Source organism: Pseudomonas sp. MOIL14HWK12:I2, assembly GCF_000510745.1.
GTDB classification, from domain to species: domain Bacteria; phylum Pseudomonadota; class Gammaproteobacteria; order Pseudomonadales; family Pseudomonadaceae; genus Chryseomonas; species Chryseomonas oryzihabitans.
The window spans coordinates 39,305-65,256 of sequence record NZ_AZOA01000012.1 but is presented as its reverse complement, the minus strand read 5'-3'; the positions used below and the strand labels follow the sequence as shown (position 1 = coordinate 65,256).

The window sequence follows — 25,952 nt, the reverse complement described above, 5'->3', positions numbered from 1 at the left end:
AGAACGCCCGCCTCGCTAGGAGGCGGGCCGCTCCAGGCGGATCCAGCCGATCCGCCGATCCTTGACCGATTCCACGGTCAACTGCCAGCCCTGGTATTCCAGGCGATCACCGGCCACCGGCAGGCGTCCCAGCAGGTCCACCACCAGGCCGCCGAGGGTCTGGTAGTCCTCGTTTTCGGCGATCTGGAAACCGGTGCGCTGGGCCAGGGGATGCAGGTTCAGGCCGCCGCTGGCGCGATAGCCGTTCTCCACCTTTTCCAATTCCGGCAGGCTCTCCTCGCTGGCGTCCGGCAATTCGCCGGCGATGGCCTCGAGGATGTCGGTCAGGGTCAACAGGCCTTCGAAACCACCGAATTCATTGACCACGAAGGCCACGTGTGTCGAGGCGGCGCGCAGCTGTTCCAGGGCGCCCAGTACCGTGGCCTGGGCCGGCAGGTGGATGGGGGTGCGCACCCGGGCACGCAGATCCGGCGACTGGCCTTGCAGGATGTCGGCGAACAGCTCCTTCTTGTGCACATAGCCCAGGGGTTCATCGATGTTGCCGTTGACCACCAGCGGCAGGCGCGAGTGGGCCGAGGCCAGCAGCTGCTCGCGCAGCCGTTCCGGGGCGGCGTCGGCATCGAGGATGTCGACGTCGGCGCGGGCGGTCATCACCGTGCGCACCGGGCGCTCGCCCAGTTGCAGCACGCCGCTGATCATCAGGCGCTCGCGGCGATCGAAGACCGGGCCTTCGCCCTTCTCGCCTTCCATCAGCTCGGCGATGTCCTCGTCCACCTCGTCTTCGCGCAGGCGACCGCCCAGCAGCCGCAGCACGGCCTGGGAGGTCCGCTCGCGCATGCCGAGCCGCTCGTGCAACTGGCGCTTGCGCTTCCAGCGCACCACCTGGTTGGCCAGCTCGATGAGGATCGAGAAGCCGATGGCGGCATAGAGGTAGCCCTTGGGAATGTGGAAGCCCAGGCCTTCGGCGGTCAGGCTCAGACCGATCATCATCAGGAAGCCCAGACACAGCATGATCACCGTGGGGTGGGCGTTGACGAAGGCGGTCAGCGGCTTGCTCGCCACCAGCATCAGGCCGATGGAGATGATCACGGCGATCATCATCACGCTCAGGTGCTCGACCATGCCCACGGCAGTGATGACGGCGTCCAGCGAGAACACGGCGTCAAGCACCACGATCTGCGCGACCACCGGCCAGAAGGCCGCATAGGCGCGATTGCCACCGGTCTTGTGGGTGTGGCCCTCGATGCGTTCGTGCAACTCGGTGGTGGCCTTGAACAGCAGGAAGATACCGCCGAACAGCATGATGAGGTCACGGCCGGAGAAGGCCTTGCCGAAGACCTCGAACAGCGGCTCGGTGAGGGTCACCATCCAGGAGATGCTGGCCAAGAGGCCCAGACGCATGATCAGCGCCAGCGACAGGCCGATCACCCGTGCCTTGTCACGCTGCGCGGGCGGCAGCTTGTCGGCGAGGATGGCGATGAACACCAGGTTGTCGATGCCCAGGACGATTTCCAGGACGATCAGGGTGAGGAGTCCCAACCAGGCGGTGGGATCGGCGATCCATTCCATTAGCGGGATGCCTCCGCGATAGAGGGCCGAACGGCCGCGGAGGAAGAAAGACGGTAGGGGGTGTCAGCCGCACCTGGCCTGGGGGCCGGGGGCGGCTCGGATCTGTCACTGCTCATCGGGACTCGGAAAGTAGCCTTGGAAATTCCGATCCTAGAGCAAGGCGGGGCCAAAGCTAAAGGCCCAACCTTTTCCAATTGTGAAGAAAACGTAAAGACGCCGGTGGTGGCCCCTGTTACCAGTAGTTTTCCACCGCCACCTGCCCGGGTCGGCGACTCAGGGCCAGCTGCAGATCGCGGGTCTTGAGCAGCTGGCGGGTGTCGTCGACCATCTCCGGATTGCCGCAGATGAGGATGCGCGAGTGCTCGGGCGAGAGTTCGACGCCGGCGGCGCGTTCCAGCTCGCCGTTCTCGATCAGGGTGGTGATGCGGCCACGCAGGGCGCCGGGGTGATCCTCGCGGGTAACCACGGGAACATAGACCAGGCGGTCGGTGAGGCCTTCGAGGTGCTCCACCTCGCCGTAACCGCGGATGACCTCCTGGTAGGCCAGATCGCGGGCTTCGCGCACGCTGTAGACCAGCACGATGCGCTCGAAGCGCTCCCAGGTATCGGGTTCCTGCAGCATCGACAGAAAGGGCGCGAGGCCCGTGCCGGTGGCCAGCAGCCAGAGATCGCGACCGCCGCCGAAGCGCTCCAGGGTGAGATAGCCATAAGGCTGCTTTTCCACCAGCAGTTCGTCGCCCTCGCGCAGGCGGCTCAGTTCGCTGGTGAAGGCGCCACCCGGCACCACGATGGAAAAGAATTCGAGGAAGTCGTCGTGGGGTGCCGAGACCATGGAGTAGGCCCGCCAGACGATGTCGCCATCGGCCTTGCGCACGCCCAGCCGGGCGAACTGGCCGGCGCGAAAGCGATAGCGCGGATCGCGGGTGGTCCTCAGGCTGAAGAGGTTGTCGCTCCAGGGCCAGACGGCGGTGATCGTCTCGCGGGTGAACTTGTCTTCGGTGGCGGTCATACTGGCCTCTTTTTCCCGATTGCTTGGCGCCATTGTCCCGCAGTGAGCCGCCGATAAACACCGACAGAAACCATGCCTTCTCTCGTCTCGCCCTTCGCCACCCTCGAACTCGACCGTCAGCCCCCGCGCCGCGACGATCCCCTGCAGGCCTTCGACGCCGCCGACGAATACCTGCTGCAACAGGTTGCCGAGGATGGCCTGGCGCCATCCGCCCGGGTGCTGGTGCTCAACGACGGCTTCGGCGCCCTGGCCGCCAGTCTCGCCGCTCATGCCCAGGTGACCTCCAGTGGCGACTCGCACCTGGCGGCCCTGGCGCTGGCGGCCAACCTGGCGCGCAACGGCCTCGCCGCCGAGGCGGTAACCTTCGTCCCGGCCAGCGAGGCGATCAGCGGTCCCTTCGATCTGGTGCTGGTGCGGGTGCCCAAGACCCTGGCGTTGCTGGAAGAGCAACTGATCCGCCTGCACGGCCAGCTGGCGCCGGGTGCCCGGGTGATCGCCGCCGGCATGCTCAAGCACCTGCCCCGCGCCGCCGGCGACCTGCTGGAGCGGCATATCGGCCCGGTGCAGGCTTCGCTGGCGGTAAAGAAGGCGCGGTTGCTGTTCGCCACCCCCGAGGCGCGACCGGCGGTGGCCTCGCCCTACCCGAGTCGCTATCGCCTGGATGCGCCGCCACTGACCCTGGTCAACCATGCCAACGTCTTCTGCCGCGAGGGCCTGGACATCGGCACCCGTGCCTTTCTCCCACACCTGCCCCAGGGCCTGGGCCAGGCCCGGGTGGCCGATCTCGGCTGCGGCAACGGCGTGCTGGCGCTGGCCTGCGCCCTGGCCAATCCGGAGGCGCAATTCACCCTGGTGGACGAGTCCTACATGGCGGTGCAGTCGGCGCGCGAGAACTGGAGCGCGGCCTTCGGCGAGCGACCGGTGGCAATCCGCGCGGCCGATGGCCTGGCCGACCAGGCGCCGCGGTCGCTGGAGCTGATCCTGTGCAATCCGCCCTTTCACCAGCAGCAGGTGGTGGGCGACTTCCTCGCCTGGCGCATGTTCCAGCAGGCGCGGGCGGCGCTGACCGAGCAGGGCGAACTCTGGCTGGTGGGCAATCGCCACCTGGGTTACCACGTCAAGCTCAAGCGGCTGTTCAGGCGTGTCGAACAGATCGCGGCCACGCCGAAATTCGTGGTGCTCAGGGCGGTCCAACCCCTCTGACATCCACCCAGGAGCGAGAGCTGCCCGCGTGCCTTCCCTGCCCCTCGATCTCCACTACATCGCCCTGGTCCTCGAACTGATCGGCATCAGCGCGGCGATCCACGCCATCATCACGGTGCGTACCGCCCAGGGCGCCATGGCCTGGGCCATGGCGCTGGTGTTCATGCCCTTCCTCAGCCTGATTCCCTACCTGGTCTTTGGCCGGCGGCGCTTCGACAGCTACGTGAAGGCGCGGCGCCAGGCCGACGAGGAGATGGCGCGCCAGGCCGCCGAACTGGACTGGCGACCCTGGATCGCCGAGGCCATGGCCGCCCAGCAGTGCAGCGCGGCCAATCGCAAGCTCAAGGCCATGACCGCCCTCACCGGCACGCCCTGCGTGGCCAACAACCAGGTGCGGCTGCTGATCAACGGCGAGGAGACCTTCGCCGCCATCCTCGCGGCCATCCGCGGGGCGCAGAAGGTGGTGCTGGTGCAGTTCTTCATCATCCACGACGACGCCCTCGGCCTGGCTCTGCAGAACACCCTGCTGGACCGCGCCCGCGCCGGGGTCCAGGTCTTTCTGCTGTACGACGCCATCGGCAGCCATGCCCTGCCGCGCGCCTATGTGGAAAAGCTGCGCGAAGCCGGTTGCGAGGTGAAGGGCTTCAGCAACAGACGCGGACTGATCAACAGGTTCCAGGTCAACTTCCGCAACCACCGCAAGATCGTCATCGTCGATGGCGAGGTGGGCTTTACCGGCGGGCTCAACGTCGGCGACGAATACATGGGGCTCAAGCCGCCCCTGGCGCCCTGGCGCGACACCCACCTGGAATTGCGCGGTCCGGCCCTGGCCACCCTGCAGGAGACCTTTGCCCAGGACTGGTACTGGGTGACCAGAAAGCTGCCCACCCTGCTGCTGCCGGAACGCTACGAAGAAGGCGGCGTGCTCTGCCAGGTGGTGCCCAGCGGGCCGGCGGACGATCAGGAGACCTGCTCGCTGTTCTTTGTCGAGGCCATCCACTCGGCGCGCCACCGCGTCTGGATCACCACGCCCTACTTCATTCCTGACGAAGCCGTTTCGGCGGCCCTGCGCCTGGCCGCCCTGCGCGGGGTGGACGTGCGCATCCTGCTGCCCTCGCGACCCGACCACAAGGTGGTCTATGCCGCCTCCTACCTCTATGCCTTCGAAGCGGTGCACGCCGGGGTGCGGGTGTTCCGCTACGGCCCGGGCTTCCTGCACCAGAAGGTGGTGCTGATCGACGAGGACGTGGCCGCGGTGGGCAGCGCCAACCTGGACAACCGTTCCTTCCGCCTCAACTTCGAGGTCATGCTGATGGTGATGGACGTCCCCTTCGCCTGGGAGGTGCGCAAGATGCTGGAGCAGGACTTCAGTCGCTCCCGCGAACTCACCCCCGAGGACAATGCCGCCCTGCGCCGCTGGCGGCGGGTGGCCATGCGGGTGGCCCGGGTGTTTTCGCCGGTGCTCTAGGGCCTGGAACCCGCTCGGCGGCGGCCTGGTCCGATGCCCCATGGCGCCTCACCCGGAGCGCCCCGCGCATCCCGGAGTCGCCATGTCGCGCCCCTCGCCCCTGCGTTGCGCCGGTCTGCTGGCGGGCTGTCTGGCCCTGGAGGCCACCGCCGCGCCGCGCAGCGTGCCGTCCATCGAAAGCGAAGACGCCGCCCTGGGCAGCGTGGAGGTCAGCGAAAACTCCGGGCGCTTCCATCCGCAACTGGGCATGGACGTGCGCAACGGCGACTTTTCCCGCGGCAACTACGATGACGACGCGGCCAGCCTCGACCGCGTCCCCTTGCACCTGCAGGCGGGCTTCGCCCTGGATCTGCACCAGGGAAGCAACGGCAATGCCGATGCCTGGCTGGTGTTCAGCAGCAGCAACGGCCTGCACAGCCCCTCCAGCGAGGAACGGGTCAGCCCGCGGCGCTGGTACGAGAGCAACAACCTGCTGGGCCTGGTGGTGTCACCGGCCGAGGGCCTGAGGGTCGGCTTCGTCTACACGGTCAAGAGCAGTCCCAACGACGTTGCCGCGACCACTCAGGAAGCCAGCCTGGCCCTGGCCTACCAGGCCGAGTCGGGCCTGGGTGCCTGGCGTCCGGGGCTGGCGGTGACCACCCGCACCCAGGGCGACAGCGGTCTCTATACCCAGGGCAGCCTGGAACCCGGACTGAACATCTCGGCCAGTGGCCTGCGCCTGAGTTTCCCCAGTGCCCTGGGGGTGGGGTGGAACGGCTTCTATGGACCGGATTCCGGCGATCGCCTCTATGCCCGCACCGGGCTGGCGCTGGAGCAGCCCTTTCGCTGGGGCGAGACGCGCTGGAGCGCTCGCGCCGAAGCCCTGGCGCTCTATCGCGACGGCGCGCTGCGCGAGTTGAGCGGTCCGGAGGGCGAGACCGACGGCGTGGTGCCCCAGGTGACCCTCAGCCTGTCCATGGCCTACTAGCCGAGCGGCGCCACGCCCAGCCCTTCCACCAGGGTCTCTAGAGAACGCAGGCCGGCCACCGAGTTGCCGTAGCTGTCCAGCCGGGGCGACCAGACGCAGATGCTCATCTGTCCCGGCACGATGGCGACGATGCCGCCCCCTACCCCGCTCTTGCCCGGCAGGCCGACGCGCCAGGCGAAGTCGCCGGCCGCATCGTAGAGGCCGCAGGTCAGCAGCAGCGCATTGAGCTGGCGGGTCTGCTGGGGCGTCACCACGGCCTGGCCATCCTGGGGATTGATGCCGCCGTTGGCGAGAAAGGCGAAGGCGCGAGCCACGTCGACGCAGCTCATGGCCAGGGCGCAGCCGTGGAAATAGACGTCGAGGACGTCATCGACCTCGCTGTGCAGATTGCCGTAGGCCTTCATCAGATAGGCCAGAGCGGCGTTGCGCGCCTTGTGGTCCATCTCCGAGCGGGCCACGCGGTCGTCGAAGTTGAGCGTCGGATTGCCGGCCAGACGGCGCGCCTGTTCGCGCATCATCCAGTGGATCGACATGATGCGCGACACCAGCAATTCGCAGACCTGCACGGCGCCGGCGTTGATGAAGGGATTGCGCGGCACGCCCTTCTCTTCTTCCAGCTGGGCCATGGAGTTGAAGGCATGGCCGGAAGGCTCGCGGCCGACGCGGGTCCAGATATCCGCCTCGTCCAGGCGCTGCATGGCGATCACCAGGTTGAGCACCTTGGAGATGGACTGGATGGAAAAGGCCGTGTCGGCCGCCCCGGCGCGCCACACCTGGCCCTTGACGTCGCAGACGGCAATGCCGAACTGATCCGGCGCCACCTCGGCCAGGGCCGGGATGTAGTCGGCCACCTCGCCTTCGCCGAAATGGCGCGGCGCGGCGGCGGCGATACGGTCGAGCAGGGGTTGCAGCGAGTGGCGGTCGAAGGGCTCTGCCATGACGATTCCGAAACGGGCGGGGGCGCCAAGTGTAGGGGCCACGGCGGCCTCAGGCGAGCCCCAGGCGCGGCGGCAATGGCAGGCGGATCTCGAATCGAGCGCCACCCTGGGCACCGGCGCTCAGGTCCAGCCGGCCACCCTGGTTTTCCACCGCGCGCCGGCTGATGGCCAGGCCCAGGCCGAAGCCGCCGGTGGCGCGGTCACGACTGCGATCCAGGCGATAGAAGGGTTCGAAGACCCGCTCGCGCTCCGCCGCGGGAATCCCCTCGCCGTCATCCTCGACGGCGATCAGCAACGCGTCGCCGTCGTCACGGACCGCTACCCAGACCTCGCGCTGGCAATAACGCAGGGCGTTGCCGACGAGATTCTGCAGGGCGCGGGCGGTGAGGCGTGGCGCCAGTTCGGCCCGCCTGGGCGCCTGCGTCAGGTCCAGGTGCATCACGACGCCGCGGCGCTCCTGCTCTTCGGCGAAGTCGGCCAGCACGCTGTCGAGAAAGGCTTCGAGTTCCAGGCTCAGGCGTTCGGGCGGCTGCTGGCTGCTCTGCAGGCGGGCAAAGGACAGCAATTCGTCAACCAGGGCATCCAGTTCGCGGACGTGGCGCACCAGTTGTTCCAGCTGACGGTGGGTCTCGGCGGGCAGCGGATCGGCCTGCAACAGCGCCAGGCCGAATTCCAGGCGTGACAGCGGCGTGCGCAATTCATGGGAGACGGCGTTGAGCAGGTCGCGCTGCTGGACGATCAGCGCCTCCAGTTCCTGGGCCATGTCATCGAAGGCCCGCGCCACCTCGCCGATGTCCGAGCGCGGCGAGATGGCCGTGCGCTCGCCCAGATGGCCCTTGCCCAGCCGCGCCGCGGTACGCCGCAGCCGCTCCAGGTCGCGCCAGTGCGGTCGCAGCCAGACATAGAGGCAGACCAGCAGGGCCGCGCCGATCAAGGCGTTCATCGCCCAATAGGTCAGGGCGATGTCGGTGGGCGCCTCGGGGATGCCGACCCAGAGCACCTGATCCGTCGGCAGCGGCACCAGGGCCGCGCTGGGTTCGCCATAGTCGCCCAGGCGTACCCGCCGCTGGCCGGCGGCCAGATCGGCGCGCTCCTCCGGAGTGAGGGCTGGATCCTCAAGCGGGACCAGACGCAGGCTGATGGGCGCCAGCTCCGCGGCCAACTCCTCCTGCAGGGCTGGCCAGCGCGCCGGCGGCGCCTGGTTGAAGGTGCGCTGCACCAGGCTGAGCGGGCCGTGCAGTTGTTCGAGGGTGTAGCGACTGTAGCGCTCGTAGAACACCTGCAGCAGCGCCTCGGGCACCAGGTAGCTGGCGGCGCCATAGGTCACCAGCAGGATGAGGTAGAGGCGGACGAGGATCTTGAGCATCAAGTGTGGTGCCTCAGAAGTTCGCGCAAGAATTGGCGAGTGATTTTTGCTTATGGGCTAGGCGCCGCGACGAGTCATAGCAGGGCTATGGCGAGGAGGGGCAACGACGCTCAGAAGCAAAAAGCGCCGCCAAAATTGTGCAGTTAACTTCTGAGACACCACACTAGTCCCACTCGGCGCGGGAAAGGAGATAGCCCTTGCCCCAGACGGTCTTGATCCGCCGGGCGTCGCCGGGGTGCTCTTCGAAGCGCCGGCGCAGCTTGGAGATGGCCACGTCCACCGAGCGGTCGACGCCGTTGAATTCGATGCCGCGCAATTGCTGGATCAGCTGGTCGCGGCTGAGCACCTCGCCGGCATGGCGCATGAGGATCGCCAGCAGGTTGAATTCGGTGGAGGACAGTTCCACCAGCTGGTCGCGCCACCAGACCTGGCGTTCACCCGGCAGCAGCCGCAGCTGGCCGATAGTGAGGCGGTCATCGGCGGGTGCCTCACCCAGCTGGCAGCGGCGCAGCAGGGTGCGGATGCGCGCCAGCAGCACCCGCGGTTCGCAGGGCTTGCTGACGTAGTCGTCGGCGCCGATCTCCAGGCCCAGCACCTGGTCGTGGCTGTCGTCCAGAGCCGTGAGCATCAGGATCGGCAGGCTCGGCTGGGCGGCGCGCAGCTGACGGCAGACCTGCAGGCCGTCCAGCCCCGGCAGCATGACGTCGAGCACCACCAGGTGCGGGCGCAGGCGCTGCACCGCGGCCAGGGCTTCGTCGCCGCGACCGATCACCGTCACGGCATAGCCCTGACGGCCCAGGTAGGTGGCGATGAGCTCGGCCAGGGCGGTGTCGTCTTCGACGATGAGCAAGGGGATCACGGCAGGCCTTCATGGCGGAAAGTGCCGAGCATAGCCGAGCCCCGGGCAGGCGGGCGCGGGGCTTAACACTCTTTCACAAGAGACCTACAGACGTTTACAGGGAGGCCTGAGCGGGACGCCTACCATGGCGCTCTCCTGGAGGAAGCCCCTGATGTCCCTGCCCCGCCCTGCCCTCGGCAGCCTCGCGCTGCTCTGCCTGCTGCTCGCCGCCTGCGACCGTCCGGCCCCGGAAGCTGCCGCCCCGCCCGCGCCCAGGGTGCAGGTGGAGACGCTGCACCCCTCGCCCCTGGCCATCGCCAGCGAACTCAGTGGCCGCCTGGTGGCGCCGCGGACCGCCGAGGTACGGGCGCGGGTCGCCGGCATCGTGCTGCAGCGGGTGTTTCACGAGGGCAGCGAGGTCAAGGCCGGCGCGGTGCTGTTCCGTATCGATCCGGCGCCGCTGCAGGCCGAGGTGGACAGCGCCGCGGCCGCCCTACGCAAGGCCGAGGCCAGCGCCTTCCAGGCCCGCCGCCTGGCCGAGCGCTATGCGGCACTGGTGGAGAGCGAGGCGATCAGTCGTCAGGCGCAGGACGATGCCCAGGGTGCCAGTCTGCAGGCGCAGGCCGAGGTGGCGGCCGCCCAGGCGGCGCTCAAGCGGGCGCGGCTGAATCTGGACTATGCCACGGTCACCGCGCCCATCGCCGGGCGCATCGGCAAGGCCCTGGTCAGCGAAGGCGCCCTGGTCGGCCAGGGCGATGCCACGCCGTTGGCGATCATCCAGCAGCTGGACCCCATCCATGCCGACGTCACCCAGTCGACCCGCCAGCTCAAGGCGCTGCGCGATGCCCTCAGCGACGGCCGACTGCAGCAGGTGGCGCCGGACCAGGCGCGGGTCACCCTGCTGCAGGAAGACGGCAGCCCCTACCCGGAGAGCGGCCGCCTGCTATTCGCCGATCTGGCGGTGGACGCCAGCACCGGCCAGATCACCCTGCGCAGCCAGTTTCCCAATCCACGGCGCGAACTCCTGCCGGGCAGCTTCGTGCGGGTGCGCCTGGAGCAGGCACGGCTCGACCAGGGTCTGAGCGTGGCGCAACGGGCGGTGCAGCGCAGCGCCGGCGGCCAGGCCCAGGTCTGGGTGGTGGATGCCGAAGACCGGCTCGCCCTGCGCGAGGTGCGCCTGGGACCGGTGGTGGACGGTCGCTGGGTGGTGGAATTCGGCCTGGCCGCTGGTGAGCGGGTACTGCTCTCGGGCCTGCAACAGGCGCAGCCGGGCCTGGTGGTGGAACCCCAGGCCGCCCCGGCGGAGGCGCGCTGATGGCCAATTTCTTCATCGACCGCCCGGTGTTCGCCTGGGTGGTGGCGCTGTTCATCCTGCTCGCCGGCCTGCTGGCCCTGCCGCAGTTGCCGGTAGCCCAGTATCCCAACGTAGCGCCGCCGCAGATCGAGTTGACCCTGAGCTATCCGGGCGCCTCGCCGCAAACCCTGGACGAGAGCGTGGTCAGTCTGGTCGAGCAGGAACTCAATGGCGTCAATCACCTGCTCTACTTCTCGTCCAGCAGCAGCCAGGGCAGCGCCACCCTGACCGTGACCTTCCAGCCCGGCACCGATCCGGAGCTGGCCAAGGTCGACATCCAGAATCGCCTCAAGGTGGTGGAGCCGCGCCTGCCGCGGGCGGTCACCCAGCAGGGTATCCAGATCGAGGAGACCTCTGCCGGCTACCTGCTGTTCGTCACCCTCACCGCCACCGACGCGCGCCTCGACACCACCGCCCTGAGCGACTACCTGGCGCGCAACGTGGTCAACGAACTGCGCCGGCTGGACGGGGTGGGCAAGGCCCAGCTGTTTGGCGCCGAGCACGCCCTGCGCGTCTGGCTCGATCCCAGTCGCCTGGTGGCGGTCGGCCTGACCCCGGCCGACGTGACCCGCGCCATCGCCGAGCAGAACGTCCAGGTAGCGGCCGGGAGTCTTGGCGAGTTGCCCGCCCCCGCGGGTCAGGAGCTGAACGCGCCGGTGCTGATCAAGGGCCAGCTCAGCGACCCGGCCGAATTCGCCGGCATCCTGCTGCGCGCCGGGGTCGATGGCTCCAGCGTGACCCTGGGCGATGTCGCCCGGGTCGAGGTGGGCAGCCAGAGCTACAACTTCGGCACCCGGCTGGACGGCAAGCCCTCGGTGGCGGTCGGCGTGCAGCTGGCGCCCACCGCCAATGCCCTGGCCACCGCCAAGGCGGTGCGCGCCAAGCTGGCCGAGTTGTCCCGGTACTTTCCGCCGGGAATGAAGTACGACATCCCCTACGACACGGCGCCCTTCGTCGAGATCTCCATCACCCAGGTCATCCACACCCTGCTGGAGGCCATGGCGCTGGTGTTCGCGGTGATGTACCTGTTCCTGCAGAATCTGCGCTACACCCTGATCCCGACCCTGGTGGTGCCGGTGGCGCTGCTGGGCACCTGCGCCGTGCTCCTGGCGCTGGGCTATTCGATCAATGTGCTGACCCTGTTCGGCATGGTGCTGGCCATCGGTATTCTGGTGGACGACGCCATCGTGGTGGTGGAGAACGTCGAGCGCCTCATGGCCACGGAAGGACTCGATCCGCGCGCCGCCACGCGCAAGGCCATGGGCGAGATCTCCGGCGCCATCGTCGGCATCACCCTGGTGCTGACCGCGGTCTTCGTGCCCATGGCCTTCATGAGCGGTTCGGTGGGCGTCATCTATCGCCAGTTCTCGGCGTCCATGGCGGTGGCCATCCTCTTGTCCGCCTTTCTCGCCCTGAGCCTGACCCCGGCGCTGTGCGCCACCCTGCTCAAGCCGATTGCCCAGGGCGCCCATGCCCGCGGCGGCTTCTTCGGCGCCTTCAACCGGGGCTTCGAACGCCTGACCGGCGGTTTCGAAGGCTGGGTGGCCCGCGCCATCCGCCGACTGCTGCCCAATCTCCTGCTGTTCGCCGTCCTGCTGGCGGCCCTGGTGGCGCTCTATGGCCGCCTGCCCGGCGCCTTTCTGCCCACCGAGGACCAGGGCTATCTGATCACCGACATCCAGCTGCCGCCGGGCGCTACCCAGGAGCGCACCCTCAAGGTGCTCGAGCGCCTGGAGCGCCATTATGCCGAGGAGCCGGGCGTGGCCAACGATCTCGTGCTGCTCGGCTTCAGCTTTTCCGGCAGCGGCCAGAACGCCGCCCTGGCCTTCACTACCCTCAAGGACTGGTCCGCCCGCGGCCCGGCCGACTCCGCCGCGGCCATCGCCGCGCGGGCCAATACCGCCCTGGCGGGCGAGAGCGAGGCCCAGGGCTTCGCCGTGCTGCCGCCGCCGGTGGAAGGCCTGGGCACCTCCAGCGGCTTCGAGGTGCGTCTGCAGGACAGGTCCAATCGCGGCCAGGCGGCGCTCAAGGCGGCGCGCGATGAACTGCAGGCCAGGCTGGCAGGCAATCCGATCATCGCCTACGTGCGGGAGACCGCCCTGGCCGACAGCGCCCAGGTGCAGCTGGTGGTGGATCGCCGCCAGGCCGCCGCGCTAGGAGTGAGTTTCAGCGCCCTCGGCGAGACCCTGGGCACGGCCCTGGGCTCCAGCTACGTCAACGACTTTCCCAATCGCGGTCGGATGCAGCAGGTGATCGTGCAGGCCGACCTGGGTACCCGCAGCCAGGTGGACGACCTGCTGCGCCTGGAGGTACGCAACGAGCGCGGACGCATGGTGCCGCTGTCCGCCTTCGTCAGCGCCGACTGGACCCAGGGCCCGGCGCAGTTGTCGCGCTACAACGGCTACCCCGCAATCAGCTTGGCCGGCGAACCGCTGCCCGGTCATACCACCGGCGAGGCCATGGCCGAACTGGAGCGCCTGGCCGCCGAGTTGCCGCGCGGTTTCGCCCTGGAGTGGACGGCGCTGTCGCTGCAGGAACGTCTCTCCGCCGGCCAGGCGCCCCTGCTGCTGGGCCTGTCGCTGCTGGTGGTGTTCCTCTGCCTAGCGGCGCTCTACGAGAGCTGGTCGATTCCCACCGCGGTGCTGCTGGTGGTGCCCCTGGGGGTACTCGGCGCGGTGCTGGCGGTGACCCTGAGGGGGATGCCCAACGACGTCTTCTTCAAGGTCGGCCTGATCACGGTGATCGGCCTCACGGCGAAGAACGCCATCCTGCTGATCGAATTCGCCAAGCGCCTGCACGACGAAGGCATGGACCTGTACCAGGCCACCTGCCGCGCCGCCCGCCTGCGCCTGCGACCCATCGTCATGACCTCGCTGGCCTTCATCCTCGGCGTGGTGCCCCTGGCCCTGGCCACCGGGGCCAGCTCGGCGAGCCAGCAGGCGGTGGGCACCGGGGTGATCGGCGGCATGCTCAGCGCCACCCTGGCGCTGGTCTTCGTGCCGGTGTTCTTCGTGCTGGTGCTGCGGCTGGTCCGGCGCTGGCGCGCGCCGGACCTCTAGCCTCAGGCGTTGTGGGGGCGCTTGTCGCCCAGCAGCGTGGCGTCCTCGACCGGCGCGGGCTCGGGCTTGCGGGCGCCGAGCTTGTCCGAGGTCCGTAGGCTCTGCGGCAGCGCCCAGAACATCAGGCCGGCGGCCAGCAGGCTGGTGCAGCCGATGAGATAGAGCGCCGGGGTGGTGCTGCCGGTCAGGTCCTTGATGTAGCCCACCATCACCGGACTGACGATGCCACCGACCTGCCCCAGAGTGTTGATCAGGGCGATGCCCCCCGCGGCGCCTGCGCCGGCGCCGGCCAGCAGTTTCGGCGGCAGCGACCAGAAGGTCGGGATGGCGGCGATGATGCCGGCGCCCATCAGGGCCAGGGACAGGATCAGGAAGAGGGTGTGGTCGGCGAAGAGTCCCGCGCTGAAGAACCCCAGGGCGCCGGCGATCACCAGGCCGCAGACGAACTTGCGCCGCTCGCCGCTGGCGTCCGACAGCCGTCCCACCACCACCATGGTGATGGCGCCGAAGACGTAGGGCACGGCGGTCAGCAGGCCGATGAGCGTGGGGCTCTCGGTACCGGCGCTGCGGATCAGCTGCGGCGCCCAGAAGTTGAGGCCATAGGAGGCGACCTGGATCAGGAAGTAGATCACCGCGAGCAGCAGGAAGCCCGGCAGCCGGATCGCCGCCAGCAGCGAGCCGTGGCTGTTGTTTTCATGGCGGGCGATGCGGCTGGCCAGGAAGGTCTTCTCGTCGGCGTTGAGCCAGGGCGCATCGGCGATGCGGTCATGCAGCAGGCGCAGCACCAGCACGCCGAGCAGCACGCAGGGGATGCCACCGACCAGGAACAGCCAGTGCCAGCCGCGCATGCCGAGCAGACCGTCCATCTGCCCGAGGATCACCCCCGAGACCGGGGCGCCGATCAGTCCGGCAAAGGCCGAGGCGAGAAACAGCGTCGAGGTGATGCGGCCGCGATAGCTCTGCGGAAACCACAGCGTCAGGTAGTAGAGGATGCCCGGCGCGAAGCCGGCTTCCATGGCGCCGATGAGGAAGCGCAGCACATAGAACTGCCATTCGGCGGTGACGAACATCATCAGCGCCGTGGCGATGCCCCAGGAGATCATGATGCGGGCGATCCAGCGCCGGGCGCCGACCTTGTACAGCATCATGTTGCTGGGCACCTCGAACAGCACATAGCCCACCACGAAGAGTCCCGCGCCCAGGCCATAGGCGGTGTTGCTCAGCGACAGGTCGGCCTGCAGCTGGAACTTGGCGAAGCTGATGTTGATGCGATCAAAGAAGGCGAACAGGTAGCAGACCATGATCAGCGGCATGAGCCGCCAGGCGACCTTGCGGACGATGGCCTGTTCGGTGGCCGCCAGGGCGGCGGAGGTTGCGGATGAGGACATAGCGGTCTCCCGGGAGCGGCCAGGCTGGCGCTCCTTTGTTGTTGTAGTCAGGGCGAACGAATGAAAACGGGGGCGGCTCAGCCAGTGGCGGCGGGCGGCGGATGCAGATCGCAGTTGCGACCGGCCTTGGCCAGCTGACCGGGGGTGTCGTGGCCGAGCAGCGCCGGCAGGGTGCGCGACAGCGCTATCAGCCGCTCCAGATCGATCCCGGTCTCCACTCCGGTTTCCACGCAGAGGTTCACCAGGTCCTCGGTGCAGATGTTGCCGGACGCACCGGGCGCGAAGGGGCAGCCGCCGAGTCCGCCGAGGGCGGCGTCGAAGCGGCGCGCGCCGGCTTCATAAGCCGCCAGCACGTTGCACAGGCCGAGGCCGCGGGTGTTGTGGAAATGCAGGGTCAGGGCGGACGCCGGGATCAGTTCCAGCACCTGGCGCACGATCCGCGCGACCTGCCGCGGATTGGCCATGCCGGTGGTGTCGGCGAGGGTGATGCCGGTCATGCCCAGCGCCAGATAGCGCTGCACCAGCTCGAACACCCAGCCTTCGTCGATGCGCCCCTCGAAGGGGCAGCCGAAGGTGGTCGCCACCGTGCCGTTGAGCGAGACCGCCTGCCCCTTGGCCAGCTGCACCACCTCGGCGAAGCTGGCGAGGGACTGCTCGCAGCTCATGCGCATGTTGGCGCGGTTGTGGGTCTGGCTGGCGGAGAGCACCAGGTTCAGCTCGTCGGCGCCGGCCGCCAGGGCGCGCTGGGCGCCCTTGAGATTGGGCACCAGGGCGACGTAGGTCACCCCGGGCCGGCGGGCGATGCCCTGGAACACCGCCTCGCCGTCGCGCAGCATGGGTACCGCCTTGGGCGAGACGAAGGAACCGGCCTCGATCCGCGAGAAACCCAGCGCCGAAAGCTCGTCGATCAGAGCGATCTTGTCGGTGGTTTCCACCCAGCTCGGCTCGATCTGCAAGCCATCGCGGGGGGCGACTTCCTGGACGATCAGGCGTTCGGTACTCATTGCACCACCCCGCCCTGCCTGAGTCGCTGGATGTCCGCTTCGCTCAGCCCCAGTTCGGCCAGCAGGCCGTCGGTGTGCTGACCGAGGGTCGGACCCTGCCAGTTGACCTGGCCCGGAGTGGCCGACAGCTTGGGCACAATGCCCGGCATCTTCAGGGTCGCGCCGTCGGGCAGCGTGGTGTCCAGCAGCATCTCCCGCGCCTGGTAATGGGGATCGGCGACGATGTCGGCGGCCGAATAGATGCGGCCGGCCGGGACCTCGGCGCCTTCGAGGATCTCCAGCACCTCGTCGATGCCGCGACTGCCGGTCCAGGCGGCGATGGCCTCGTCGATCAGCTCGCAGTGGCGGGCGCGCCCGTCGTTCTGCGCAAGGTCCGGGCGCTCGGCCAGATCGGGACGGCCGATGGCCTGCATCAGCCGGACATAGATGGGATCGCTGTTGCCGGCGATCACCACGAAACCGCCATCGCCGGTGGGATAGGTGTTGGACGGCGCGATACCAGGCAATGCACCGCCGGTGCGCTCGCGCACATGGCCGAGCATGGAGTATTCGGGCACCAGGCTTTCCATGACGTTGAACACGCTCTCGACCAGGGAGACATCGACCACCTGGCCGTCGCCCTGGCCGGTCTTGACCCGCAGCACCGACATCAGGGCGCCGATCACCGCGTGCATGGAGGCCAGGGAATCGCCGAGGCTGACCCCGACCCGCGCCGGCGGCACGCCCGGGGTACCGGTGGTGTAGCGGATGCCGCCCATGGCCTCGCCGATGGCACCGAAGCCGGGTCTATCACGATAGGGGCCGGTCTGGCCGTAGCCGGAGATGCGCACCAGGGTGAGCTTGGGATTGAGGGCGTGCAGGACGTCCCAGCCGAGGCCGAGCTTTTCCAGGGCGCCCGGGCGCAGATTCTCGATGAGCACATCGGCCCCCTCGACCAGCTGCTTGACCAGGGCCACGCCTTCGGCGGAGCGCAGATTCAGGGCGAGGGACTTCTTGTTGCGCGACTGCAGGTACCACCAGAGCGAGGTGCCCTCGTGCAGCTTGCGCCACTTGCGCAGGGGATCGCCCTTGTCCAGGGCTTCGATCTTGATCACCTCGGCGCCGAATTCGGCCATCAGCCGAGCGGCGAAGGGGGCGGCAATGAGCGTGCCGATCTCGATGACACGGAGTCCGGTGAGAGCCGTCATGGTGGCCTAGCCTCTCTTTGTTATTGGAATGAGGCCGATGCTAGGACAATAGTGCAGTCAGTGGTTAACGTCTTTCGGCAAGGGGTCTTCGCAGATCGCGAAGACCCGATTCACACGTCCAGCAGGTGGTCGTAGAGCAGCCGGCTGACCGGCGACAGCGACTCGACGTCGCGCACCACCAGCGCCAGGCTGCGCTGGGACCAGTCGTCATCCAGCGCCGCGGCGATCAGCCCGAGCGGTCGCCCGATGAGCTCGAAGGCCTGCAGCGGCAGCACGCCCAGGCCGAAGCCCGCCTGCACCATGCGGCACACGGCATCGAAGCCGGGCACATGGATGCGCAGGCGCAGGGCCTTGCCGTGACTGCGGGCGGCCGCCTTGGTGCGCAGGTTGATGAAGCTGTCGGCGTGCAGGCCGACGTGGTCGTCGTCCAGGGTCTCGGCGAAGGCCAGCCGCGGGCGTGCGGCCAGGCGATGATCCGGACGCATCACCACCACTAGGGTGTCCTGCCGGTAGGGCACGGCCAGCAGGCCGCGGGTATCGGTGTCCGAGGAGCAGATGCCCAGGTCGGCGGCGCCTTCCAGCACCCCCTTTACCACCCCGGCGCTGGGTCGTTCGTCCAGGCTGACCTTGACCTGGGGATGGCCGGCGGTGAAGGCCTGCAGGTCTTCGGGGAGGAATTCGATGATGGCGGAGATGTTGGCCATCATCCGCACGTAGCCGCGCACGCCCTGCAGGTGCTCGCCGACATCGATGCTGATGCGCTCGACGTCGGCGAGGATGCGCTTGGCGTAATGCAGCAGCGTCTCGCCGACCGGGGTGAGGGTAGTGCCCTTGGCGTTGCGCTCGAAGAGTTCGATGTCGAGCGAGCGCTCCAGGTCGTGCAGTCGCTTGCTGGCGGCGGACAGGGCGATCATCTCGCGCTCGGCGGCGCGGGTCAGGGTGCCCTCCTCGTGCACCGCCAGCAGCAGCTGCAGCGAGACCAGGTCGAGGCGGCGGAGCAGGTTGCGGTAGTGCATCGTCTTGGGGTCCAGGCGGCCAGAGGTCCTTGTACAGGACCCGGCGCGCCCGGGGTAGCCACCTGCCTCAGGTTAGAGACCCAGGTCGCTCAGGCCGGGATGGTCATCCGGGCGCCGCCCCTGGGGCCAATGAAACAGCCGCTCGGCTTCGGTGATCGGCAGGTCGTTGATGCTGGCGTGACGCTCGGCCATCAGGCCCTGGTCGTCGAAGTGCCAGTTCTCGTTGCCGTAGGCGCGGTACCACTGGCCGTCTTCGTCCCGCCATTCGTAGGCGAAGCGCACGGCGATACGCGCGCCGTCATGGGCCCAGAGTTCCTTGATCAGCCGGTACTCGTGCTCGCGCTGCCACTTGCGGGTGAGAAAGGCCTCGATGGCGGCGCGGCCCTGGAGGAAATCGCTGCGATTGCGCCAGCGACTGTCGGCGGTATAGGCCAGGGCCACCTTGGCCGGATCGCGGCTGTTCCAGCCGTCTTCGGCGGCGCGGACCTTTTGCCGGGCGGATTCGAGGGTGAAGGGCGGGACGGGAGGACGGGCGGCGCTCATGGGACACTCCTAGGCAGATGAGGCCCCAGTGTCGGGCCGCAGCGCGGGTGTCACAAGGTCGATCAGCCCACGGATCCGGCCAAGTCGCTCAGACCTCGACCAGGCGATAGTGCAAGCCCCGCACCACCGCCTCGACCCGGTTGCGCGCGCCCAGTTTGCGGGCGGCGGAGTTGAGGTGCAGGTTGACCGTGGCGGTGGAGCGGTTGAGGGTCGCGGCGATGCGCTTGGCGGTGAGGCCCTTGGCCGAGTACTGCAGGCATTCGCGCTCGCGCGGCGTCAGGCGGACCTGACCGCAGCGGCGTTCGGCCGGCGCGAGCAGTTCGTCGGCCCGGGCCTGGAAGGCATGGGCCAGCACCAGGAAGGCGCCCAGGCAGGCTTCGCCGGCGGCCTCGGCGTCCCGCGCCTCGGCATCGAGGATGCCGGTCAGGGTGGCGAAGGCACCGCCCGGCAGGTGCAGCGGCACCGTCACCCCGGTGGCCAGGCCGCTGTCACGCACATAGCAGGTGACCGGGCGGTGACTGTCACCCAGGTACTCGCGCAGGGCGCTGCGGGTTTCGCTGCGAAACGACCAGACGAAGGGCGCCGCGCGCCGACTGGCGCATTGCTGCACCGGGTCGATCTGGTAATAGCCGCGCTCGCACCAGAAGGCCTGCATGTCCGCCGGGGCGTTGCGCACCTTGAATACCGAGGGGGTGATGAGCACGCCCTCGTGACTGAGGGGCACCGGGGCATAGTCGTAGATCAGCGCCTTGCACCCCAGGTGGTCGGCGCTGGCCTGGACGGCATCCAGACAGGCGTCGAGCGTGGGCAGTCCGGCGAGGCGGCTGCTGACGGTAAGCAGATCGGCATGCATCTTGGAGCTCCTCCCCTGGATCGCGATGGGGAACGCGAAGCAAAGGTTCTGCCAGTCGCGACAGCACTGCTGCAAACCTAGCACTTTTGCGGATGGGGCCAGGCCCCACCCTGGCCTAGAGTCGAGCCTAACCCGCCCCTTCGAGGAAGCCCCCATGACTCAGCACGCTCCGTCCGGCGACGCCGCCGACCTCGCCCGCTTCGGCTACACCCAGGAACTCAAGCGCCAGCTCGGGTTGAAGGACCTGCTGATCTACGGCCTGGTGTTCATGGTGCCCATCGCGCCCTTTTCCATCTTTGGCGGGGTGTTCGATGCCAGCCACGGCATGGTGCCCCTCACCTACCTGATCGGCTTCGTCGCCATGCTGTTCACCGCGGTCAGCTACCAGCAGATGTCGCGCGCCTTCCCGGTGGCCGGTTCGGTCTATGCCTATGTCGGCCGCGGCCTACACCCGGCCCTGGGCTTTCTCGCCGGCTGGGCCATCCTGCTCGACTACCTGCTGGTGCCCACCCTGCTCTATGTGATCGGCGCCAACGCCATGGCCAACGTCATCCCGGCGCTTCCCCAGCCGCTGTGGATCCTCTTCTTCGTCGGCCTCAACACCCTGGTCAACCTGCGCGGCATCGAGACCACCGCCCGTGCCAACCGGCTGTTCCTCTATGGCCAGCTGGCGGTGCTGCTGGTGTTCGTGGTGCTGGCGTCGCTGGCCATCAGCCGCGGCGTGAACGACGCCGAGTGGAGCCTGAAGCCGCTGTACAACCCCCAGGAATTCTCCCTGCCGCTGATCTTCAGCGCCCTGTCGGTGGCGGTGCTGTCCTTTCTCGGCTTCGACGCCATCTCCACCCTTTCCGAGGAAACCCGCGGCGGCAGCCGCGTGGTGGGTCGCGCCACCCTGCTGGCCCTGACCCTGGTGGCGGCGCTGTTCATGGTGCAGACCTGGCTGGCCGCGCTGCTGCAACCCAATCTGATCCAGTACCCTGACGCCGACGCCTCCAACAACGCCTTCTACGAGATCGGTCGGCTGATTGCCGGTCCCTGGCTGCAGGTGGTGATCGCCCTGGCGGTGGCCATCGGCGCCGCCATCGCCAACGCCCTGGTGGCCCAGGCCGCCACCTCGCGCCTGCTGTTCGCCATGGCCCGGGATCGCCAGCTGCCGCAGTTCCTGCGCCAGATCCATCCGGTCACGCGCGTGCCCCAACGCGCCATCCTGCTGGTGGCGGCCCTGAGCCTGGTACTGGGGCTGTTCTTTGTCGGCCAGATCAATCTGCTCGCCTCCATGTGCAACTTCGGTGCGCTGACCGCCTTCCTGCTCCTGCATGTGGCAGTGGCCTGGCACCACCGCGGCGCCGGTCGCCCGCTGCTCCATGCGCTGGTCCCGATGATCGGCTTCATCATCCTCGCCTATGTACTGTTCAACGCCGACGTCTACGCCAAGGTCGGTGGCAGCTGCTGGATGGTGCTGGGCCTGGCCGTGCTGGCCTTCCTCAAGCTCAGCGGCCGGACCACGGAATTCAAGGCCAACGACGCCGTCCATTAGGCACAGACCCGCCGCGGAGGCTTCAGATGATCAAGACCCTGCACAGCCAGCACTGCCATTGCGGCTGGGACCACAGCCTCCCCCCGGCGCTGGAGGTCGCGCCGGGCGAAACGGTCAGCTTTGCCTGCCGCGACGCGGCGGACGGCCACTTCCACGGCCACTCCAGCGCCGCCGACATCGCAACCCTGCCCTTCGAGCGGGTCAATCCGGTCTGCGGTCCGCTGTGGATCGAGGGTGCCGAGCCGGGCGACGTGCTCAAGGTGACGCTGGACAGTTTCACCCCCAGCGGCTTTGGCTGGACCGCTAACATCCCCGGCTTCGGCCTGCTCGCCGACCAGTTTCCGGACCCGGTGCTGCAACTCTGGCAGTACGACCGCAGCGGTCAGACGCCGGCCGCCTTCGGCGAGCTGGCGCGGGTCCCGCTCAAGCCCTTCGCCGGCACCCTGGGGGTGGCGCCCGCGGCGCCGGGTCTGCACTCGGTGGTGCCACCGCGACGGGTGGGCGGCAATCTGGATATCCGCGACCTGGCAGCCGGCACCAGCCTCTACCTGCCGGTGGAGGTCGCCGGGGCGCTGTTTTCCATTGGCGACACCCATGCCGCCCAGGGCGATGGCGAGGTCTGCGGCACCGCCATCGAGACCGCCATGGCGGTCACCGCCACCTTCGAGCTGATCAAGGGGCAACCCCTGGCCATGCCGCGCTTCAGCACCCCGGGGCCGGTCACCCGCCACCTGGACGGCGCCGGCTACGAGGTCTTCACCGGCGTCGGACCGGACCTGCTGGCCGCGGCGCGCATGGCTGTCAGCGGCGCCATCGACTGGCTCGGGCAGACCCGCAACCTGCGGGCGGAACAGGCCTATCTGCTCTGCTCGGTGTGTGGCGACCTGCGCATCAGCGAGATCGTCGACGTACCCAACTGGGTAGTCAGCTTCTACTTCCCGCGGATCGTGTTCGAATAGCCGGGGCCGAATGGTCCGGCGCCCGCCGCGGCAAGGTCCCCCACAGCGAGGCGATGACGATCAGCAGGCCGCCCAGCCAGCCCCAGAGGCCCAGGCGTTCGTCCAGCCAGACGCTAGCGAACAGTGCGCCGAACAGCGGCTCGGCGCCCATCAGCAGGGCGACGCGGGTGGCGCTGGTGCGGCCCAGGGCAAAGTTCTGGGCGAGAAAGGCGCCCAGGGTGCAGAACAGCACCAGGTAGCCGGTGGCCAGCCAGAAGCCTGGCTTTACGGGCAGCGGCGCCAGGCCCGGGCCGAGGGCGAACAGCAGCAGGCAGGCCAGGCCGACCACTCCGGTCTGCACCGCGGTCAGCGCCAGGGCCGGCACCGGGGCACTGGCCCGCTGCAGACGCCGGCGCACCACGCAGACATTGATCGCGCGCAATACGGCTGCCAGCAGGATCAGGCCATCACCCAGGTTGAAGCTCAGGGTCACGCCACGGGTCAGCAGCCCGGCGCCCGCCACCGCCAGGGCCGCGGCGCCCAGGGCACGGGCCTCGGGGCGCTGACCGAGCAGCCACCATTCGGCGAAGGGCGTCAGGGCCACGCACAGGCTGATGAGAAAGGCGGCGTTGCTGGCGCTGGTCAGGGCCACGCCATAGGTCTCGGCGAGGAAGATCGCCAACAGCAGCAGACCGGTCGGCACCCCGGGTCGCCAGGCCCGCCGACCCTCGCCCCTCAGGGTGGGCAGCAGCAGCGCTGCGGTGAGACAGAAGCGCAGCGCCAGATAGCCGAGCACCGGATAGAGCACCACGGCGTCCTTGACCACGGCGTAGCTGGTCCCCCAGACCAGGGCGGTGGCGAGCAACAGGCCTTCGGCGAGGCCGAAGGTGGGGCGTGACGACATGACGGCTTCTCCCTGGATCAGGCCGCCAGTGTGCCCGTCCCGCGGTAGGCGCGATAAGCCTGTCCGCGCGCACAGCTCTTGTTCCGCCCGGGAAGCAATGCCAGTCTTTCCAGCCCCATTGCTTCCCACGGACTTGGCATGGATCTCGTGCGCGCCCTCCCCCTGCTGCCCTGCCTGGTCGCCTTCGCCAAGGTGGTGGAGACCGGCAGCTTCACCGCCGCCGCCCGCCTGCTGGACGCCACGCCTTCGGCGGTCAGTCGCCAGGTGGCGCGACTGGAGCGGGAGCTGGGTGTGCGCCTGTTGCAGCGCACCACCCGTCAGCTGCGCCTGAGCGAGGCCGGCCGCGAGGTGCTCGGCCACTGCCGCCAGCTGCTGGCCGCCGCCGGTGCGGCGCTGGACAGCGGGCTGCAGCATCGCGAGGAGCCCCGCGGCCAGGTGCGGCTGGCGGTGCCCAAGGCGGTCGGCTATCGGCTGATCGCGCCGCTGCTGCCGGACTTCTTCCAGCGCTATCCCGAGGTGGATCTGCAACTGCGCCTGGACGACCGTCCGCTGGATCCCATCGCCGACGATCAGGATCTGCTGGTGCGCATCACCGAGCAGCCACCCGCCGGCTTCGTCGCCCGGCCATTGCGCGAGATGGACTTCGTGCTCTGCGCCAGCCCGGCCTATCTCGGACGCCGCGGCACGCCGCAGCAGCCCCAGGCGCTGGCCGAGCACGACTGCCTCTACCTGGGCGAAACCCCTGGCGACCAGCGCTGGCAACTGCGCCGCGGCGACCGGGTGGAAAGCGTGACGGTGCGGGGCCGCCTGGCCTGCAACCACAGCGGGGTACGTCTGGAGGCGACCCTCGCCGACCTGGGCATCGCCTGCCTGCCGGCCTTCGCCGCCGAAGCCGGTCTGGCCGACGGCCGCCTGCGGCGGGTGCTATCCGACTGGCAATACCTCGGCCCCTACCAGGGCACCGCCTGGCTGCTCTATCCGCCGGATCGCCAATTGCCGGCGGCGGTCAGGGCGCTGGTGGACTTTCTGCTGGAGCGGCTCGGGCCAACCCCAGGTTCAGGCTAGCACCGCCACCGACTTGAGCTGCGCCCACACCCGGCTGCCCGGCTGCAACGCCAGCCGCTCCAGCGAATAGCGGGTGATCCGCGCCAGCAGCGCCGCGCCGCCCAGGTCCAGGCGCAAGAGCACCTGGGCCGGCGAACGGGTCGGGGCGATCTCGGCGACGGTGGCCGGCAGCACATTGAGGATGCTGCTGTGCTGGCGTTCCAGGCTGAGGCTGACATCCCGCGCCAGCACCTTGATGCGCAGCGACTGCCCGGGCGGCAGCGGGGCATGGGCCAGCAGCACGCGCTGCTCGCCCGCCAGCCCCAGGCTGAGCAGCCCGTAGTCCGGGTCATGGCCGAGCACCCGCCCTTCCAGCACCACCCCGGCGTCGTCGGCCAGGGCGATGGGCAGGTCGAGGCGCGCCAGTATCTCGGTGGTCGGCCCACTGGCCAGCACCCGCCCCCGCTCCAGCAGCACCAGGTGATCGGCCAGCCGCGCCACCTCATCGGGGGCATGGCTGACATAGAGGATCGGCAGCGCCAGCTCCCGGGTCAGGCGTTCCAGGTAGGGCAGGATCTCGGCCTTGCGCTCGGCGTCCAGCGCCGCCAGGGGTTCGTCCATCAGCAGCAGCCGCGGACTGGTCAGCAGCGCGCGGGCGATGCCGACCCGCTGGCGTTCGCCGCCGGACAGGCGCGCCGGCATCCGCGCGAGCAGTCCTTCGATGCCCAGCAACTCGACGACCTGCTCCAGTTCCAGTCGACGCGCGGCGGGCGCCACCCGCTTCCAACCGAACAGCAGGTTGCGGCGCACGTCCAGGTGCTCGAACAGATTGGCGTCCTGGAAGACGTAGCCCAGGGCGCGTCGGTGCGGCGGCAGGAACAGGCCGCGGTCGCTGTCCTGCCAGGTCTCTTCCGCCACCACCAGGCGGCCACGGGCGGCGGGCTCGAGTCCGGCCACGCACCTCAGGCAACTGGTCTTGCCCGAGCCCGAGGGACCGAACAGCGCGGTGACGCCGCTGCCGGGCAGGGCGAGGTCCACGTCCAGCACGAAGTCGGCATGCCGCAATTCGAAGCGCGCGGCGAGACTCATGTCCAGGCCGACCGCCCACGGCGCCCATAGAGCAGCAGGAGGATCACGAAGGAGAAGGCCAGCATGCCCCCGGCCAGCAGGTGCGCCTGGGGATACTCCATGGCTTCCACATGATTGAAGATCTGGGTGGAGACCACCTGGGTGCGCCCGGGAATGTTGCCGCCGATCATCAGTACCACGCCGAATTCGCCCACGGTATGGGCAAAGCCGAGGATGGCGGCGGTGACGAAGCCCGGCCGCGCCAGCGGCAGCACCACGTGGAAGAAGGTATCCAGGGGACTGGCCCTGAGGGTCGCCGCCGCTTCCAGCGGGCGCGGACCGATGGCCTCGAAGGCGTTCTGCAGCGGCTGCACCACGAAGGGCAGCGAATAGCACAGCGAACCCACCACCAGCCCGGCGAAGGTGAAGGGCAACCGCCCCAGCCCCAGCGCCTCGGTCAATTGCCCTACCCAGCCCTCCGGCCCCATGGCCAGCAGCAGGTAGAAGCCGATCACCGTGGGCGGCAGCACCAGCGGCAGGGCCACCAGGGCGCCGACCGGCCCCTTGAGCCGGGAGCCGGTGCGCGCCAGCCACCAGGCGAGGGGCGTACCCAGCACCAGGAGCAGCAGGGTGGTCACGCTGGCCAGTTCCAGGGTCAAGCGGATCGCCGCCCAGTCCGCCGCGCTCAGGCTCATGGCG

22 protein-coding genes are annotated in these 25,952 nt (G+C 68.9%); 8 read left to right on the top strand and 14 right to left on the bottom strand.

What is annotated here, in order from left to right:
• Positions 1–15: 15 nt before the first annotated feature.
• Together PSK12I2_RS0111225 and PSK12I2_RS0111220 are read right to left on the bottom strand one after the other, a co-directional pair.
• Positions 16–1,569, bottom strand: coding sequence for a TerC family protein (locus PSK12I2_RS0111225; RefSeq protein WP_027598462.1), 1,554 nt, complete (start codon positions 1,567–1,569; stop codon positions 16–18).
• A gap of 232 nt (positions 1,570–1,801) precedes the next feature.
• Entirely contained in the window at positions 1,802–2,578 is a 777-nt protein-coding gene (locus PSK12I2_RS0111220) for a ferredoxin--NADP reductase (protein WP_027598461.1), read from the bottom strand.
• A 72-nt stretch (positions 2,579–2,650) separates the two neighbouring features.
• Here PSK12I2_RS0111220 and PSK12I2_RS0111215 point away from each other — a divergent pair, with 72 nt between their 5' ends.
• The 3 genes from PSK12I2_RS0111215 (at position 2,651) to PSK12I2_RS0111205 (ending at position 6,216) form a co-directional block, all read left to right on the top strand.
• Positions 2,651–3,781, top strand: coding sequence for a class I SAM-dependent methyltransferase (locus PSK12I2_RS0111215; protein WP_027598460.1), 1,131 nt, complete (start codon positions 2,651–2,653; stop codon positions 3,779–3,781).
• A gap of 28 nt (positions 3,782–3,809) precedes the next feature.
• On the top strand, positions 3,810–5,249 hold the full coding sequence (gene cls / locus PSK12I2_RS0111210; protein WP_027598459.1) for a cardiolipin synthase: 1,440 nt from the start codon (positions 3,810–3,812) through the stop codon (positions 5,247–5,249).
• Between the two features lie 82 nt (positions 5,250–5,331).
• Positions 5,332–6,216, top strand: coding sequence for a hypothetical protein (locus tag PSK12I2_RS0111205; RefSeq protein WP_027598458.1), 885 nt, complete (start codon positions 5,332–5,334; stop codon positions 6,214–6,216).
• On the opposite strand, the gene glsB is transcribed toward PSK12I2_RS0111205, so the two are convergent.
• From glsB to PSK12I2_RS0111190, 3 genes are all read right to left on the bottom strand, one after another.
• Positions 6,213–7,127: a glutaminase B gene (gene glsB / locus PSK12I2_RS0111200; protein ID WP_216352417.1), complete on the bottom strand. Its 915-nt coding sequence runs from the start codon at positions 7,125–7,127 to the stop codon at positions 6,213–6,215. The genes PSK12I2_RS0111205 and glsB overlap by 4 nt on opposite strands.
• A 76-nt stretch (positions 7,128–7,203) precedes the next feature.
• The gene (locus PSK12I2_RS0111195; RefSeq protein ID WP_027598456.1) at positions 7,204–8,520 is read right to left on the bottom strand and encodes an ATP-binding protein; all 1,317 of its coding nucleotides are present in this window, start codon (positions 8,518–8,520) and stop codon (positions 7,204–7,206) included.
• A 163-nt stretch (positions 8,521–8,683) separates the two neighbouring features.
• Complete coding sequence (locus PSK12I2_RS0111190) at positions 8,684–9,379, bottom strand: response regulator transcription factor (protein ID WP_081347947.1); 696 nt, start codon at positions 9,377–9,379, stop codon at positions 8,684–8,686.
• A 151-nt stretch (positions 9,380–9,530) separates the two neighbouring features.
• On the opposite strand from PSK12I2_RS0111190, the gene PSK12I2_RS0111185 reads away from it, so the two are divergent.
• Together PSK12I2_RS0111185 and PSK12I2_RS0111180 are read left to right on the top strand one after the other, a co-directional pair.
• Positions 9,531–10,673: an efflux RND transporter periplasmic adaptor subunit gene (locus PSK12I2_RS0111185; RefSeq protein WP_027598454.1), complete on the top strand. Its 1,143-nt coding sequence runs from the start codon at positions 9,531–9,533 to the stop codon at positions 10,671–10,673.
• Complete coding sequence (locus PSK12I2_RS0111180) at positions 10,673–13,771, top strand: multidrug efflux RND transporter permease subunit (RefSeq protein ID WP_027598453.1); 3,099 nt, start codon at positions 10,673–10,675, stop codon at positions 13,769–13,771. Before PSK12I2_RS0111185 ends, PSK12I2_RS0111180 begins: the two co-directional genes overlap by 1 nt.
• A 2-nt stretch (positions 13,772–13,773) precedes the next feature.
• On the opposite strand, the gene PSK12I2_RS23925 is transcribed toward PSK12I2_RS0111180, so the two are convergent.
• From PSK12I2_RS23925 to PSK12I2_RS0111150, 6 genes are all read right to left on the bottom strand, one after another.
• The gene (locus PSK12I2_RS23925; RefSeq protein ID WP_037007309.1) at positions 13,774–15,159 is read right to left on the bottom strand and encodes an MFS transporter; all 1,386 of its coding nucleotides are present in this window, start codon (positions 15,157–15,159) and stop codon (positions 13,774–13,776) included.
• Between the two features lie 77 nt (positions 15,160–15,236).
• Positions 15,237–16,163, bottom strand: coding sequence for a hydroxymethylglutaryl-CoA lyase (locus PSK12I2_RS0111170; protein WP_027598452.1), 927 nt, complete (start codon positions 16,161–16,163; stop codon positions 15,237–15,239).
• Complete coding sequence (locus tag PSK12I2_RS0111165) at positions 16,160–17,350, bottom strand: CaiB/BaiF CoA-transferase family protein (protein ID WP_027598451.1); 1,191 nt, start codon at positions 17,348–17,350, stop codon at positions 16,160–16,162. The genes PSK12I2_RS0111170 and PSK12I2_RS0111165 overlap by 4 nt, the downstream gene beginning before the upstream one ends.
• Positions 17,351–17,460: 110 nt before the next feature.
• Positions 17,461–18,366 carry a LysR family transcriptional regulator gene (locus tag PSK12I2_RS0111160; RefSeq protein WP_027598450.1) on the bottom strand — a complete coding sequence of 302 codons (906 nt, stop codon included), beginning with the start codon at positions 18,364–18,366 and terminating at the stop codon, positions 17,461–17,463.
• Positions 18,367–18,438: 72 nt separating this feature from the next.
• Positions 18,439–18,909, bottom strand: a complete 471-nt coding sequence (locus tag PSK12I2_RS0111155; protein WP_027598449.1) for a nuclear transport factor 2 family protein — start codon at positions 18,907–18,909, stop codon at positions 18,439–18,441.
• Positions 18,910–18,997: 88 nt separating this feature from the next.
• Complete coding sequence (locus tag PSK12I2_RS0111150; protein ID WP_027598448.1) at positions 18,998–19,762, bottom strand: LuxR family transcriptional regulator; 765 nt, start codon at positions 19,760–19,762, stop codon at positions 18,998–19,000.
• Positions 19,763–19,916: 154 nt separating this feature from the next.
• Here PSK12I2_RS0111150 and PSK12I2_RS0111145 point away from each other — a divergent pair, with 154 nt between their 5' ends.
• Both PSK12I2_RS0111145 and PSK12I2_RS0111140 read left to right on the top strand, forming a co-directional pair.
• A complete protein-coding gene (locus PSK12I2_RS0111145) occupies positions 19,917–21,299 on the top strand; it encodes an APC family permease (RefSeq protein ID WP_027598447.1) in 1,383 nt (460 codons plus the stop codon).
• A gap of 26 nt (positions 21,300–21,325) precedes the next feature.
• On the top strand, positions 21,326–22,258 hold the full coding sequence (locus PSK12I2_RS0111140; RefSeq protein WP_027598446.1) for an acetamidase/formamidase family protein: 933 nt from the start codon (positions 21,326–21,328) through the stop codon (positions 22,256–22,258).
• Here the strand turns inward: PSK12I2_RS0111140 and PSK12I2_RS0111135 are convergent.
• A complete protein-coding gene (locus PSK12I2_RS0111135) occupies positions 22,224–23,141 on the bottom strand; it encodes a DMT family transporter (protein WP_027598445.1) in 918 nt (305 codons plus the stop codon). The genes PSK12I2_RS0111140 and PSK12I2_RS0111135 overlap by 35 nt on opposite strands.
• 138 nt (positions 23,142–23,279) lie before the next feature.
• Between PSK12I2_RS0111135 and PSK12I2_RS0111130 the strand changes: the two genes are divergently transcribed.
• Entirely contained in the window at positions 23,280–24,206 is a 927-nt protein-coding gene (locus PSK12I2_RS0111130) for a LysR family transcriptional regulator (protein WP_027598444.1), read from the top strand.
• On the opposite strand, the gene modC is transcribed toward PSK12I2_RS0111130, so the two are convergent.
• Positions 24,198–25,274, bottom strand: a complete 1,077-nt coding sequence (gene modC, locus PSK12I2_RS0111125; RefSeq protein WP_037007675.1) for a molybdenum ABC transporter ATP-binding protein — start codon at positions 25,272–25,274, stop codon at positions 24,198–24,200. The two genes, PSK12I2_RS0111130 and modC, sit on opposite strands and share 9 nt — an antisense overlap.
• Entirely contained in the window at positions 25,271–25,948 is a 678-nt protein-coding gene (gene modB, locus PSK12I2_RS0111120) for a molybdate ABC transporter permease subunit (RefSeq protein ID WP_027598443.1), read from the bottom strand. The genes modC and modB overlap by 4 nt, the downstream gene beginning before the upstream one ends.
• Positions 25,949–25,952 lie beyond the last annotated feature (4 nt).